Source organism: Brevundimonas sp. UYEF29, assembly GCF_040546195.1.
GTDB classification, from domain to species: domain Bacteria; phylum Pseudomonadota; class Alphaproteobacteria; order Caulobacterales; family Caulobacteraceae; genus Brevundimonas; species Brevundimonas huaxiensis.
The window spans coordinates 110,714-123,372 of the sequence record NZ_JBEPNH010000005.1 but is presented as its reverse complement, the minus strand read 5'-3'; the positions used below and the strand labels follow the sequence as shown (position 1 = coordinate 123,372).

Genomic DNA, 12,659 nt, shown 5'->3' with positions numbered 1-12,659 from the left:
CGTTTTGCTCGGGGTTCAAGGCCACGACCCCGCCGCCGGGACGGCGAGGTCTCCGGGCCTTAGCGGAAGAGGCTCAGCAGGATCGAGCTGCCCTGGTTGGCGATCGACAGCGCCTGCACGCCCAGCTGTTGCTTGGTTTGCAGGGCGGTCAATTTGGCGCTTTCCTTGGCCAGATCGGCGTCCACCAGATTGCCCACGCCAGCTTCCATCGCATCCTGAAGCTTGTTGACGAAGGTGATCGAACGTCCAACCGATTTTGATTGCGTACCGAGCGTCGCTAGCGCGGTGGTGACCTCTTTGATCGCGTCATCGACGTTGGTGCTCGTGAAGTCTGTAATTGTGGTTCCTAAATATTTCGCAAGAGCAGTTTCATCTTTGAGCGCATTAGCCGTGCCAATCGTCTTCGTTTCAGTGGCACCCGTTCCCGTTTGCACGTTCACTGCGGTGCCGCCTGTAGAATCTGTCGTCAGCAAATTGACATTATCGAAAGAAGCTCCGTCGATCGCCGCCTTAATTTCCGCTCCGAGCGCTGAAAAGTCCGCTTGATACGAAGCCAAGGCGGTGCTGCCAGTAGCCGATGACGCGATATTGACGGCGAGCGACTTCATCTCCTCCAAAGCGGAGGTGATCGTGTCGCCAGCAGCCAGGGCCACATCAATGATGGACTGACCGCGTTGCAACGAGTTGCGCACGGCGTCTTGCGCCCCAACGTTGGCGCGCTGCGTTGTGGCGATCGCGAAGATCGCGCCATTGTCCTTGGCCGAAGACACCTTCATGCCGGTGTTAATCCGGCTCTGGGTGGTTTCCAGCTGGGCGTTGGTCTTGTTCAGGCTCTGCAGGGCGACTGCGGCGCCGTAGTTCGTATTGATGCTGGGCATTTCTGGCCCTCCTTGTTCACTTCAGTGATTTCCGGCGTCGTTTTGCCGCCGGGAGCTTTTTGCTCGGTGAGTAAGAAGCAATTGCCGGGCCATTTCTGACCCGCACAAAAGCCCACAACTAACTGATTTTACTGGTTTACCTTTGATTTACCCTCCTTCCTACCCGGCAGCTCTTGCCGGGCTGATCCGCGCACAGGGCAAGATTTGCCGGGTCCACGTCGAGTTGGTCTGCGCCTCCGCGGGTCCCCACACGGCGAAAGGCGAAACGTTCAGCCCTGTATCGGGCTTAGTTGCGGAACAGGCTCAGCAGGATCGAGCTGCCCTGGTTGGCGATGGACAGCGCCTGGACGCCCAGCTGTTGCTTGGTTTGCAGGGCGGTCAGCTTGGCGCTTTCCTTGGCCAGATCGGCGTCGACCAGGTTGCCGATGCCGGCTTCGGTCGCGTCCTGCAGCTTGTTGACGAAGGTCAGTTGACGCCCGACCGACTTGGACTGGGTGCCTAGAGTGGAAAGCGAGGATGTAACCTTCGCGATAGCGTCATCCACCAAGTCAACTGTGACATCAGCCGCTACGATCGTTTGATCTGTGACCGCAGCGATGTCCGTGTCTGCGGCCATTCCACCAGTGGCGGTGAAGCCGACCGACGTCGTTCCGCCAGCGATGTCCGAGACAAGCGCCGTCGGCGTCGCCTCAGTCCAAAGGTTGACGCTGTCGAAACTTGCGCCCTTTAGCGCCTCGTCGATTTCTTTACCCAAGGCTTTGAAATCGGCCAGATAAGAGGTTTCGGCGGCCGAGCTGGCGACGGAGGACTGAATGCTGACGGCCAGCGACTTCATTTCTTCGAGGGCGGCGGTGACGGTGTCGCCGGCGGCCAGGGCCACATCGACGATCGACTGTCCGCGCTGAAGCGAATTCCGAACCGCATCCATGGCGCCCATGTTGGCGCGCTGGGTCGTCGCGATAGCGTAGATCGCGCCGTTGTCCTTGGCCGAGCCCACCTTCAGGCCCGTCGAGACACGGTTTTGCGTGCGCTCCAACATAGCGTTGGTCGCATTGAGGTTTTGCAGGGCGACAGCTGCGCCGTAGTTCGTATTGATGCTCGTAGCCATTTTGGCTTTCCTGTTCACTTCGTGTGATGTCCGACGCCATTTTGGCATCAGGAGCGTTTTGCTCGGTCTTCAGGAGAGCAAGGGCGAGGCCAGTCCGAAAGGCGATGTCAGCCAGACGTCGACACTGATTTCATTGAACTTATCTCGACGGTTTGCGAAACGACCCGGCAAGCCTGCACACCAGGCGGCAGAAGTTGCCGAGTCGTTTTTGCAGGGCGTCAGTCGCGGCGTCGCACCTGCGCGTCCTGCATCGCGCGTTCGGCCAACAAGGTCTCGACCGCGAGCCGCCGAGCCCCATCGCAGGCCACGATCTGGTCGCCGCGCAGCAGATAGGCCGCGTCCAGATCGCCGGCCGTGGGTTCAGCCGGCAGGGTCGCCAGCGCGCACGGTCGTGTCGCCGCCTCCGGCAAGACCAGCCGCGCCGGCGCAACCGTCGAGAGCGGGGGCGATGCGGCACAGTTCGCCGTCATGGTCGCGCAGGCGATCAGCGCGGCGGGTCTCCAAGGGTTGATCGGCATCGACGGCGCTCCTGGCCTGGGCGACGGCGGCCGTGGTCGCCCGGTCCGCCGTCCCCGTCATGTGGTGATAGTGATCGACGCGCCGGGCCTGAGCCGCGGCGCCTTCGGCTTCAATCCGCCGGGCGTCGGCCTGCGCCGCCGCCACGGCGGTCACATCCCGCGCCTGGGTGCGGGCGGCCTCTAGACGCTTGTGCTGCAAGTTCAGCGGATCCCAGCGAAAGCCGAGCCCGCCCAGCAGGACGACCCCCAGCGCCACCACCGCCGCAGCGGCCGCCAACCAGCCGAGCGGCGTCAGCGCCCGCAGTATGGATCCAGCGCTCATGGAAAGGCCTTTCGATCCAGCTCGAAATGCGGACCGTCCCGCAGCGTCTTCCAGTCGCCGCCCCAGATCAGCGGCGTCTTCAGATCCAGCGCCGCCGCCTTGAACGCCTCGGCGATCCGGCCATACAGCGGCCAGTCCCATCGCACCTGGCCTTCGACCAGGGCGGCGACATCGACGGCGTGGCCCGTCAGATGGCGCGAGCGCGTCGTGCGGCTGGCCCCGACCTTGACCAGAGCCGCCTGACGTTCGGCCGTGCGCAGGCCCTCGGTGATCATGAAGTCCACCGGCGTGCGGGTGATGGCCGCCTCAACCACCGCGATCAGGGCCGGATGCACGCCGATCAGCCGCGCACGCGACCGGCTGGACAGACGAAAGCTCATGGTCGGCCTCCGCTGATCCGCAGCCGCGCTGTGGCGATCAGGGTGATCAACTGCTGAGCGGTCGGCGCCACCAGATAGAGCACCAGGATCAAGGCCAGCAGGCCCATCAGCCCGTCCGTGATCCGGGGCAGCATCTCAGGCGGCATCCGCCCGACCGTGCGCATCAACAGCACCCACAGCCCCGCGCTGACAGCGAAGACGTAGAGGCGACGAAACAGCCACCGCCCCTCCGCCAAGGGGATCGCCCCCTGCTTGTGTCGGGTCATCGTTCGTCCTCCTCGTCATAGGTTTCGACGGCGCAGCGACCGTCCCAGCCGGACTGGGCGCGCCATTCCCCGTCGCTGAGGCTGTCGGGCGCTTCCCACGCCTCGGCCTCCAGCACCTCGACCGGCTCGGCCGGATGTCCGCGCCGGCTCATCCGACGACCGTGATCAGAACCGCGCCCGAAGCGCCCGAACCGCCCTGACCGCCGAAGGTCAGGCCCGCGCCGCCTCCCCCGCCCCCGGCCCCGAACAGCGCGCCTGAGCCGCCGGGACTGCCGGCTCCGCTCGCTGATGCATCGCCGCCCCCGCCGCCGCCGCCGACGATCGACAACAGCGGCTTGGGCGAGGCCTGTCCCGCAGCGCCCGCGACGCCGCCGGCCGCGCGAAGGCCCGACCAGCCGCCCACACCGCCCGCGCCTCCGGCATAGGCGACATCCGCTGCACTCAGACCGCCCCCTGCCCCGCCGCCGCCCGGCCCGTCCGAGCAAAGGGTTTCTGCGCCCGTCGCCGCCGTTGCGGTTGTCGAAGAGCTGCCGCCGGAGTTGGCGAGCCGTTGGCCGATACCGCCTGCTCCACCGACGCCAGAGCCGCCTGCGGCCCCGCCCGTCGCGCGTAACAGGACCATGTCGCCTGTCGCGACCTCGCTATCGCCGCCCGAAACGCCACTGATCCCGCCGGTGCCGACCGTGATCGTCAGGACGCCCTCCAGGTCGTCCGCCGACCATCGCGCGAGGCTCAGCCCGCCGGCGCCGCCTCCGCCGCCGCCGAGACGCGACGCACCAGCCGGACCCGCCAATCCTGCGGCCCCGCCGCCGCCGCCGCCCACGCAGGTCGCCTCGACCCAGCGCGCCCAGATCGGCAGGGCATAGTCGTCATCGCTGGTGAACAGCGTCGTCTCGCGCCGGACCGCCCCCTGATCGAAGGCGATGCGCCCCGTTGCGCGATCCACACGCCACACCGACCGCCATGTCCCGGCGTCATCGCAGGCCTTGAGGCTCAGATCATCGTCGCCGATCAGACCCAACTCTGCGCGAGCGGCGTATCCGCTCTGAAACAGCAGCGACAGGACATCGCCCGCCTTCGCCTTGTTCAGGGTCAGGCGAAGATCGCCGTCGCCGCCTTCCTCCTCGCCGCGCGCCGTGAACAGGGCGGCGTTGATCTTGGCCGCCAAGGGATTGGCTTCGTCGGCGGACGTCCCGAGACCCAGCCGCGTCAGGCCCTGCACCTCGCCCAGTCGCTGCCCCAGCGCGACCCAGCCATCATCGGCCCGCACCACCACGACGCCTTCGTCCAGAACACAGGCGATCATGCCGTCCGGCGTCGTCACGGTGGTCCAGCCGCCGCCCTCGAACCGCACTAGGGCGCCGGCCGGCCGCCCGGCCCAGGCCGCGCCTTCGGCCTCTTCCAGTAGGATATAAAGATCGCCGTCCGACGCATCGGCCGGCTGGATCGCCGTCGTGCGACTGACCACCGCCGTCTGCAACAGGGCGTCCAGCCGGGTCAGGGCCGTATTCAGGGTCACATGCTTCTGCATCTGTCCCGCCGCTAGATAAGGCAGGTTCAGACGCGCGCTGAAATCGTCGCTCATTCTTCTCTCCGTTGTCGTGGAGATCAGTCTGGGCGCAGCGCTTCCTCAGGCCGGGAGACGGTCGGTCATTTGGATCAGGTCCTTGATTTCAGGCAGATTTGTTGCGGAGAAAACGCTGGCTAAGCCGCCTCAGCCAGCGCATCTCAATCGTGCAGATAGATGATCCGCTTCAGCGTCTTGTCGTTCTGCACGCGGGCCTCGTGCATCTCGTGGTCGCCAGTGGCGCGCGCATTGGCCTCGGTGTCCTCGACCCAGTGGGTGCTTTCGATGTGCTTTTGCAGCGCCCGCGCCGCCATCAACTGTCCGGGAAAGAAGGTGTCGACGATGTCGCCTGCGATCGGCACCGTCCCGGTGGCGGTGTCGATGGCCATATAGGCCCCCATGCGCGCCAGGGTCGCCGGCGTCGCCTTGGCCCGCACGGCCTGAAGCATCAGCCAGCCGCCCGTCCCGACCGTATAGGCCGTGCCGACGATCGGCACCCAGGTCAGCATGGCGTCCAGTCCCATGCCGAACGGGCCGATGCCGATGACCCGGTCCGAGAGTTTCTTGACGCCCTCGACATTGGACCAGATGTTCTCGATATCCCGGATCGACCGTCTGGCCATGTCGCCCTCCAAAGCGTCGCCTTAACGCTGGGCGAGGCGTCCTGTTCAATCCGAGAGATACGTCTTCGATGACCCTGATAAAGCTGGCGGCGAATGTGACGGCGAGCGCCCTGCTGCTGGGCTTGGCGGCATTCGGCATGGCGGCGCTCAGCGGCATCGGCCATCGCTGGGTGGATATCCTGGCGCAGTTCACATCGCCGGTGTTGCTGGCGGCCGTGGGCGTGACCGTGGGCTGTCTGCTCTTTCGCCTATGGCCGGCCTCAATCGTCGGTGGATTGGCGTGCGTGGTGCTGACCCTGTCGGTCTGGCCGCAATGGACGCCGATGAAGGGCGTGCCCGTTCCAGACCAGCCGATCGTGCGGGTCTATTCGGCCAATCTCTATGTGTTCAACACCGATGTCGCAGCCATGCGCCGGTCCATCGCGGCGGCCGACGCCGACATCCTGGTGCTGGTCGAGTTGGGGCAGGCGCCGGCGTCGCGGCTGGACCAGTTGCTGCCGGACTATCCTCACCGCGTCCTGATCGGCCAGGCGCGCGCCGGCGACCACGCGCGCTCGATCATCGCTTCGCGCTATCCGATCCTGCAAGGCCTGCCCGAGCGTCCCGACGGCCTTAGCGCCGTGGGCGCGACGGTCCAGACGCCCATCGGCCCGATCAACGTCTTCGGCGTCCACCTGACGCGGCCCTGGCCCTATCAATATCAGTGGGGTCAGATCAGCCAGGTCATGGCCTTGGCCGAGCGGATGAAGGCCGCGCCAGAGCATCCCGTCATCGCCGCCGGGGATTTCAACAGCGTCTTCAGCGCCCGCATCGGCAAACAAATCCAGTCCGACCTGGGCCTGATCCCTGCGCCCGGCTGGCCCGGCACCTGGCCCAGTCAGATCCCCGCCCTCGCCGGCATCACCATCGACCAGGTCTATCGTTCGCCGGATCTGGCCCTGATCACGCGCCGCCTGGGCGAGCCGACGGGATCCGATCACCGCCCCGTCGTCACCGAGTTCACCCGCGCTCAGCCGCCGCGATAAGGGTCTTCAGCCGCCCCTCATGCCCCTCGCCAGGGAAGTCGTCAGCGACCCAACCGTCCTCGAACGCCTTCAACACCCGCCCTGTCTCCGGCCCTGGCTTCAGGCCCAGACGCGCCAGATCGCGCCCCCCGACCGGCATCTTGGGCGGCGTCCAGTCGGCAGCCAGCGCCCGCAGCCGCGCGCCATCGCCCCCTCCAGCAGCCTCGGCGCGCATAAGCCGATCCTCGAACGTCCTGCGCCCCAGCCTATAGATCGCCGCGCGCGCCTCGGCGTCGCTCATGGTCGGCCAAACGGCAGGCCTATCCGCGACCGCCGCCGCCAACCGATCTCGCACCGCGTTCGACAATCTCAAACCACCTGCGAGCTCTGTCACCCCCGCCGCATCTGCGGGCAGCAAGGCCGACAACCGCATTACCGGATCGTCAGTCAGGTCACACATCGCCTCGAACAGCGCCAGCGGCTGGGCCTGCGGCAGCACCTGGGCCAGCACGCCGGTCTCGGCCATCGCCCGCACCGCCGCACGCGGGTCGGGCGCCGCCAGCAGTTTCAACACCTCTTTGGACACCCGCTCGGCCGACAACTGCGCCATGCCGCCCTTCAGCGCCGCGCACGCCGCCAGCCCGGCCGCGTCTGGCTCACCCCGCCCGTACCAGGCGTAGAACCGGAAGAAGCGCAGGATACGTAAATAGTCCTCGCGGATGCGCGTCTCCGCCTCGCCGACGAAAACGATGCGCCCCGCCGCCGCATCCTCCAGCCCGCCGCCGGTCGGATCGAACACCGTCCCTGCCGCATCGGCGTAAAGGGCGTTCAGACGAAAATCCCGCCGCGCCGCATCCTCGGCCCAGTCCTCGGTGAAGGCGACCACTGCGCGGCGTCCATCCGTCTCCACATCGCGACGCAGGGTCGTGATCTCATAGGGACGCCGCTCCGACACGCCCGTCACCGTGCCGTGCTCGACGCCCGTCGGCACGGCTTTCAACCCCGCCGCCTTCAGCGCCGCCATGGTCTGTTCGGGCCGCAAGCGCGTGGCGATGTCGATGTCGTCGACCTGCTGACCCAACAGACTGTTCCTCACGCAGCCGCCCACGAACCGCGCGCAGCCCGCACCGCCCGCCGTTTCCAGCGCCCGCATCACCGCCCGCGTCGCCTGGCTTTCCAGCCAGGGCTGTCCCTTCACAGAGACGCTCATGCCGCATCCTCGTCGGCCGCCGCGTCTGGCGCAGCCTCGTCGCCATAAAGCCGCACGTGCAACGCCTTTAAAATCCCCGCCGTCACGCCCCAGATGTAGCGCTCACCCCAAGGCATGGCCCAGAACCAGCGCCGCAAGCCTTCATCCAGATCGTAAAAGTCGCGACGATGGTTGGCGGCGTCCATCAGAAAATCCCACGGCGTCTCGAACACCTCGGCGACCTCGTCCGGCGACGGCGTGGTGACCGGCGCCTCGCGCAACCAACCGATCACCGGCGTGACAAGAAATCCGGTCCCCGTCTCATAGGCGTCCGACAGGCCCAGCACCTCGACCGCCGACGGGTCCAGCGCCACCTCTTCGTCCGCTTCGCGCAGCGCCGCCTGAACTGCGGTCTCGCCGGGGTCGAGCCGACCGCCCGGGAAGGCGATCTGCCCCGTATGCCGCGCCAGGGTGTCGGCGCGCCGCGTCAGCAGCACCGTCGCGCCCTCGGGCCGCGCCAGGATAGGGATCAGCACCGCCGCCGGCCGAAGTTCCTTGGCCGTCCGTGTCGCTTGCGGGTTCAGGTCGAAGTCCGACCGCGCCGCGACCAGTTCAGGCCGCCACGTCTCGACCGGCGCCAGCCGATCGACCAGCCGCGCCTTCAAGGTCTCCAGGCTCACGTCACCGCGCCCAGCGAGAAGACCTGGCCGCCCGACCGAACGACCAAGCGTCCATCGACCTCTTGGGCCATTTCGACCATTTCATAGAAGACCGACCGCGCGATGCGCGCCCACAAATCGCGTCGCACATGGATGCGCGGCGCCGGCTCGCCCGTCGTGGGATCGGTTTCAACGACGATGGGATCGGCCTCGCTCGCCCTCACCTCGTCCCCGACATCGGTGGTGAAAATCAGCGCGTCGCCTTCCCGACGCATCGCGACAGCCCGGAACGGCAAATCCTCGACGGTGATCTTCAGCTTTTCGACCGGCGTGACCAGGTGATAGCCGTCCGGGTCCTTCCTCAGCACCGTCGAGAACAGCCGCACCAATTCCTTGCGGCCAATGGGCGAGCCTTCGTGCATCCAGACGCCGTCCGCCCGGATGACGATATCGATGTCGCCGCAATGCGCGGGATGCCACAGGTGGACCGGCGGCAGCCCCTTGCCGGGCGCCTGTTTGGCCGCTTCGGCGACGGCGTTCAGTCCTGACTTGGGATTATCCATCCCCCTGACTTAGGCCCCGCGAACCGTACGGGAAAGGGTCAGCCGATGCGAACCGAACCCGAAACCTGATCCACGCCGGTCGCCAGCCACAGGACGCGGCGACGATCCACGGGTCCGGGCAGGATCGCCTCGGGCGCATGGGCGAATCCGAACCGCTCGAAATAGGCCGCATCTCCAACCAGCAGCACGCCGCCGACGTCCAGCGTCCGTGCGTGATCCACGCACGCCTGAACAAGTTCGGCGCCTAGTCCGTCGCTCCGGCGGCCGGCGTCCACCGCGATCGGTCCCAAAAACAGAGCCGAGGTGTCTCCAACCACGACCGGCCATAGCCGCACCGAGCCCACCACGTCCCCGTCGCGCTTGACGACAAAGGCCGCGCTTGGCTGCGAGCCTTCACGCAGACGCTCGGCCGTCTTGGCGAACCGCCCAGGTCCGAACGCGGCTATGACCAGAGCCTCCACGCCTGCGGTATCGGCCGGGGTCTCGGCTTCGATACGGCTTAAGGCCGGAGGTATGGAAAGGGCGTGCGACATCGGCGCGCGCACCTAGAAGCAAAGCTGCGCCAAATCAAGGCAAGGCCTTGCGACGACTGCTCAACCGGCCTTCGAAAAGTCCGGCGCCCGCTTCTGCGTAAAAGCCATGAAGGCCTCCATCGCTTCGGGGCTCTTCATTTGAGAGCCAAAGGCTTCGCCCTCGCGCTGCATCAGCGCCCACAGACCTTCTGCGTCGCGCATCAGCCGCTTGGTCTTGCGGATCGAGTTGGGCGCGCGGGCCGCCACCTTGGCCGCCAGCTCCGCCGCCGTCGCCTCGACCTGATCGGCCGGAACCGCGCGATTGGCGATGCCCCAGGCCAGGGCCGTCCGGCCATCCAGCGGCTCGCCCAGCGCGAACAGTTCGAAGGCCCGCTGATGACCGATCACGGCCGGCAGCAGCAGGCTGGACGCCGCCTCCGGCGCCAGGGCCAGATTGACGAAGGGCACGGACAGCAACGCGTCCTCGGCCACCACCACCAGATCGCAGTGCAGCAGCATGGTCAGGCCGATGCCGACCGCCCGCCCCTTCACCGCCGCGACAGCCGGCTTGTCCAGGTCCGCCAGCGCCTTCAGGAAACGAAACACGGGCATGTCGCCCGGTCCTGCGCCCTGCGATCCCAAGGCGATGAAGTCCTGAATGTCGTTGCCGGCCGAGAAGCTGTCGCCCTCGGCCCGCAGCAGCAGTACGCGCACTGCATCGTCCGTGCGGGCCCGCTCCGTCGCCTCGGCCAGGGCCGAATACATGGCCTGGGTGATGGCGTTCTTCTTGTCGGCCCGGTCCAGGGTGACGGTCAGGACGCCGTCGATCAGTTCGCTGCGGATATGTTCGCTCACGTCGTTTCCTCGTCCTGTGCGACGGCGCTCCACCAGTCGACGCCGCTCTCGTCCCGCGTCCGTCGAGCGCGGCCGCGTCGTTCCAGATAGTTCAGATGCGCCTGAGCCTCGCCTGTGGCCATACCCAGCACCCCATCCCCGACCACTCGACCGAAGACGGCGGAGAAGCCGTCGACCACCCTAGACGGTTGACGCAACGTCCGCTCAAGCCGTTTCAGCGCGACCTCATGCCCTCGCTTCAGGGCATCGAGCCGCGCATGCACGCCATAGAAGGGCTCGCCATGCGCCGGCAGGACGAACGCGCCCTCCGGCAACAGCGCCCTCAGCTTGTCCAGCGAGTCCATCCAGTCACCCAGAGGGTCGGCTTCCGGCTCCGTCGACCAGACCGAGACATTGGAGGAAATGCGCGGCAGGATCTGATCCCCGGCGATGAAGACGTCGTCCGACCGCCGCCACAGGCAGACGTGCTCCGGGCTATGGCCTGAACCGACGACCACTGTCCAATCGTCGCCGTCGATCTGAACGACATCGCCGTCGGACAGTCGCAGATAGCTGCGGGGCATCGTCGCCACGCCTTTGCCGAACCCGCCGTAGTCTGCCCGCCAGCGCGCGATCTGCTCATCGCCCCAACCCGCCGCACGATAGTAGCGCTCGCCGTCCGCCGGCGCATCGCCTGCCTCCTCGGCCATCAGCATCCTCGCGGTCACATACTCCAGTCGCGACATCAGCAACGGCGCGCCCGACCGCTCACATAGCCAGCCCGCCAAGCCGATGTGATCGGGATGCATATGCGTGCAGACCAGCCGCGTCACGGGCCTGCCGCCCAGCGCGCCATTCAGCGCCGTCTCCCATGCAGCAACGGTCGTGGATGTCTTCAAACCCGTATCGACGATGACCCAGCCGTCGCCGTCCCGGATCGCATAGACATTCACGTGATCCAGTTGAAACGGCAGGGCGAACCGCAGCCACAGCACGCCTCGCGTCACTTCAACTGCGCTCTGTTCGGGGACATTCGCGCCCAAGGGATAATGAAGAATGGGTCGGCGTGACATCCGCTCGCGCTCATCGCTTTGTGATGTCACGCTTGTCTTGCCATTTCGCACTAGCTTTCCAAACCCAGGTCACACTTGCTGTGCGTGGTTCTCTTGACGATTATCTTATGACAGCTCAAGGCTGAACAAAACTGGTCTTCGGAGGTCCTGCTTGTCCCATCATCGCGTCCTTGCGGCTCTTGCTAGCAGCGCATTAATCGGCCTGGCTTTGGCTGGTTCAGCCGTTGCTCAATCGGCTGGCCCTACGTCCAACCCTGAATACGGCGGCAGGGCGGCGCCAGGAAATCCGTCTGACCCTTCCCGGGCACAATCAACCCGCGAAACCTCTGCTTCGCGCCTGCGAGAGAACCGCCAGAATCGTAGACAACAAGCGCCTAGTGCAACCGCTCCCACCGCAGAGCAAGTTCTTGCATCCGCGCAAGAACAGGCAACTGTAGCGAATACGAAATGTCAGGTCACTGAGGCCAAGCTGTTGGGCCAAACGGCGGACAAAACCTCTGTTTTCGAGGTTGCATGCGGAGCAGAGGCTGGCTTCATCATTGAAGCGAAGACGCCACCTGTCGCGACAAGCTGCATCAATCTAGCCTATTCGGCGCGGATCGTACGCGAGAGAGATCCAACGGCGGATGTCGGTATGCAATGCACGATAGCAGCGAATACGGATGTAGATCTGTTTATCCGTGCCTACGCTCAGCAAGCCAGCGTACCTTGCTCGGTTGATCAGACAAAGGTTTTGGGCCAGTCGGGCGACGGGGCTGTTGTTTATGAAATCGGTTGCGCGGACGCTGCTGGTTACTGGATTCAGAAGGAGGGCGAAGCTTGGACAAAGACACCCTGCATCCGAGTTTTGGCCGAAAGCGGAGTTTGTGAATTCACTACAGTCGCTGAAAATGCCGCATTCGTGAAAGGCCTTCTTGCAGGGTCGGATGCCGCGTCTTGTAACGTGACCGAAGCTCGGCTGATGGGCCAGAACGCCAACGGCGTTTTCTATGAAGCCAAGTGCGACGGCGCTGATGGCGTCATCGCCCGCGTGAACACTGAAAACGCGGTTCAGCAAGTCTATCCTTGCGCCACGGCACAACGCATCGGCGGCGGCTGCAAATTGACAATGGCGGCTCCGGCCGCTGCGCCAGCCCCTGCCGGCGGTCGCCCGTAAACGACGA

The 12,659-nt window shown here is 65.9% G+C and carries 16 protein-coding genes; 2 read left to right on the top strand and 14 right to left on the bottom strand.

What is annotated here, in order from left to right; all coding sequences use genetic code 11:
* Nucleotides 1–59: 59 nt before the first annotated feature.
* From ABIB58_RS09975 to ABIB58_RS09940, 8 genes are all read right to left on the bottom strand, one after another.
* Nucleotides 60–878, bottom strand: coding sequence for a flagellin (locus ABIB58_RS09975; RefSeq protein WP_045810210.1), 819 nt, complete (start codon nt 876–878; stop codon nt 60–62).
* A gap of 286 nt (nt 879–1,164) precedes the next feature.
* Complete coding sequence (locus tag ABIB58_RS09970) at nt 1,165–1,986, bottom strand: flagellin (RefSeq protein WP_045810211.1); 822 nt, start codon at nt 1,984–1,986, stop codon at nt 1,165–1,167.
* 360 nt (nt 1,987–2,346) lie between these two features.
* Nucleotides 2,347–2,826, bottom strand: coding sequence for a hypothetical protein (locus ABIB58_RS09965; protein WP_045810213.1), 480 nt, complete (start codon nt 2,824–2,826; stop codon nt 2,347–2,349).
* Nucleotides 2,823–3,206: a M15 family metallopeptidase gene (locus ABIB58_RS09960; RefSeq protein WP_045810214.1), complete on the bottom strand. Its 384-nt coding sequence runs from the start codon at nt 3,204–3,206 to the stop codon at nt 2,823–2,825. Before ABIB58_RS09960 ends, ABIB58_RS09965 begins: the two co-directional genes overlap by 4 nt.
* Nucleotides 3,203–3,472, bottom strand: coding sequence for a hypothetical protein (locus ABIB58_RS09955; protein ID WP_045810215.1), 270 nt, complete (start codon nt 3,470–3,472; stop codon nt 3,203–3,205). The genes ABIB58_RS09960 and ABIB58_RS09955 overlap by 4 nt, the downstream gene beginning before the upstream one ends.
* Complete coding sequence (locus ABIB58_RS09950; RefSeq protein ID WP_017504138.1) at nt 3,469–3,624, bottom strand: hypothetical protein; 156 nt, start codon at nt 3,622–3,624, stop codon at nt 3,469–3,471. Before ABIB58_RS09950 ends, ABIB58_RS09955 begins: the two co-directional genes overlap by 4 nt.
* Nucleotides 3,621–5,057: a DUF2793 domain-containing protein gene (locus tag ABIB58_RS09945; RefSeq protein ID WP_354040659.1), complete on the bottom strand. Its 1,437-nt coding sequence runs from the start codon at nt 5,055–5,057 to the stop codon at nt 3,621–3,623. Before ABIB58_RS09945 ends, ABIB58_RS09950 begins: the two co-directional genes overlap by 4 nt.
* A gap of 143 nt (nt 5,058–5,200) precedes the next feature.
* Nucleotides 5,201–5,662, bottom strand: coding sequence for a DUF4112 domain-containing protein (locus ABIB58_RS09940; RefSeq protein ID WP_045810151.1), 462 nt, complete (start codon nt 5,660–5,662; stop codon nt 5,201–5,203).
* Between the two features lie 68 nt (nt 5,663–5,730).
* Here ABIB58_RS09940 and ABIB58_RS09935 point away from each other — a divergent pair, with 68 nt between their 5' ends.
* The gene (locus ABIB58_RS09935; protein ID WP_185224622.1) at nt 5,731–6,687 is read left to right on the top strand and encodes an endonuclease/exonuclease/phosphatase family protein; all 957 of its coding nucleotides are present in this window, start codon (nt 5,731–5,733) and stop codon (nt 6,685–6,687) included.
* Here ABIB58_RS09935 and ABIB58_RS09930 read toward each other — a convergent pair.
* From ABIB58_RS09930 to ABIB58_RS09905, 6 genes are read right to left on the bottom strand one after another with little or no spacing between them, the layout of a single operon-like run.
* Nucleotides 6,662–7,876 (bottom strand): CCA tRNA nucleotidyltransferase, encoded by a 1,215-nt coding sequence (locus ABIB58_RS09930; protein WP_045810100.1) that lies wholly within the window; start codon nt 7,874–7,876, stop codon nt 6,662–6,664. The genes ABIB58_RS09935 and ABIB58_RS09930 overlap by 26 nt on opposite strands.
* On the bottom strand, nt 7,873–8,535 hold the full coding sequence (locus ABIB58_RS09925; RefSeq protein WP_354040656.1) for a CoA pyrophosphatase: 663 nt from the start codon (nt 8,533–8,535) through the stop codon (nt 7,873–7,875). Before ABIB58_RS09925 ends, ABIB58_RS09930 begins: the two co-directional genes overlap by 4 nt.
* On the bottom strand, nt 8,532–9,077 hold the full coding sequence (locus ABIB58_RS09920; RefSeq protein WP_055753181.1) for a DUF1285 domain-containing protein: 546 nt from the start codon (nt 9,075–9,077) through the stop codon (nt 8,532–8,534). Before ABIB58_RS09920 ends, ABIB58_RS09925 begins: the two co-directional genes overlap by 4 nt.
* Before the next feature lie 38 nt (nt 9,078–9,115).
* The gene (locus ABIB58_RS09915) at nt 9,116–9,610 is read right to left on the bottom strand and encodes a GNAT family N-acetyltransferase (RefSeq protein WP_354040653.1); all 495 of its coding nucleotides are present in this window, start codon (nt 9,608–9,610) and stop codon (nt 9,116–9,118) included.
* A gap of 60 nt (nt 9,611–9,670) precedes the next feature.
* Nucleotides 9,671–10,444 carry an enoyl-CoA hydratase gene (locus ABIB58_RS09910; RefSeq protein WP_055753180.1) on the bottom strand — a complete coding sequence of 258 codons (774 nt, stop codon included), beginning with the start codon at nt 10,442–10,444 and terminating at the stop codon, nt 9,671–9,673.
* On the bottom strand, nt 10,441–11,496 hold the full coding sequence (locus tag ABIB58_RS09905) for an MBL fold metallo-hydrolase (RefSeq protein WP_354040651.1): 1,056 nt from the start codon (nt 11,494–11,496) through the stop codon (nt 10,441–10,443). Before ABIB58_RS09905 ends, ABIB58_RS09910 begins: the two co-directional genes overlap by 4 nt.
* Before the next feature lie 151 nt (nt 11,497–11,647).
* Between ABIB58_RS09905 and ABIB58_RS09900 the strand changes: the two genes are divergently transcribed.
* Nucleotides 11,648–12,652: a hypothetical protein gene (locus ABIB58_RS09900; RefSeq protein WP_354040649.1), complete on the top strand. Its 1,005-nt coding sequence runs from the start codon at nt 11,648–11,650 to the stop codon at nt 12,650–12,652.
* Nucleotides 12,653–12,659 lie beyond the last annotated feature (7 nt).

Excerpts from the sequence above, each read along its gene's own strand:
- ABIB58_RS09975 (WP_045810210.1), bottom strand. The coding sequence starts at position 878 with ATGCCCAGCATCAATACGAACTACGGCGCCGCAGTCGCCCTGCAGAGC.
- ABIB58_RS09970 (WP_045810211.1), bottom strand. The coding sequence starts at position 1,986 with ATGGCTACGAGCATCAATACGAACTACGGCGCAGCTGTCGCCCTGCAA.
- ABIB58_RS09965 (WP_045810213.1), bottom strand. The coding sequence starts at position 2,826 with ATGAGCGCTGGATCCATACTGCGGGCGCTGACGCCGCTCGGCTGGTTG.
- ABIB58_RS09960 (WP_045810214.1), bottom strand. The coding sequence starts at position 3,206 with ATGAGCTTTCGTCTGTCCAGCCGGTCGCGTGCGCGGCTGATCGGCGTG.
- ABIB58_RS09955 (WP_045810215.1), bottom strand. The coding sequence starts at position 3,472 with ATGACCCGACACAAGCAGGGGGCGATCCCCTTGGCGGAGGGGCGGTGG.
- ABIB58_RS09950 (WP_017504138.1), bottom strand. The coding sequence starts at position 3,624 with ATGAGCCGGCGCGGACATCCGGCCGAGCCGGTCGAGGTGCTGGAGGCC.
- ABIB58_RS09945 (WP_354040659.1), bottom strand. The coding sequence starts at position 5,057 with ATGAGCGACGATTTCAGCGCGCGTCTGAACCTGCCTTATCTAGCGGCG.
- ABIB58_RS09940 (WP_045810151.1), bottom strand. The coding sequence starts at position 5,662 with ATGGCCAGACGGTCGATCCGGGATATCGAGAACATCTGGTCCAATGTC.
- ABIB58_RS09935 (WP_185224622.1), top strand. The coding sequence starts at position 5,731 with ATGACCCTGATAAAGCTGGCGGCGAATGTGACGGCGAGCGCCCTGCTG.
- ABIB58_RS09930 (WP_045810100.1), bottom strand. The coding sequence starts at position 7,876 with ATGAGCGTCTCTGTGAAGGGACAGCCCTGGCTGGAAAGCCAGGCGACG.
- ABIB58_RS09920 (WP_055753181.1), bottom strand. The coding sequence starts at position 9,077 with ATGGATAATCCCAAGTCAGGACTGAACGCCGTCGCCGAAGCGGCCAAA.
- ABIB58_RS09915 (WP_354040653.1), bottom strand. The coding sequence starts at position 9,610 with ATGTCGCACGCCCTTTCCATACCTCCGGCCTTAAGCCGTATCGAAGCC.
- ABIB58_RS09905 (WP_354040651.1), bottom strand. The coding sequence starts at position 11,496 with ATGTCACGCCGACCCATTCTTCATTATCCCTTGGGCGCGAATGTCCCC.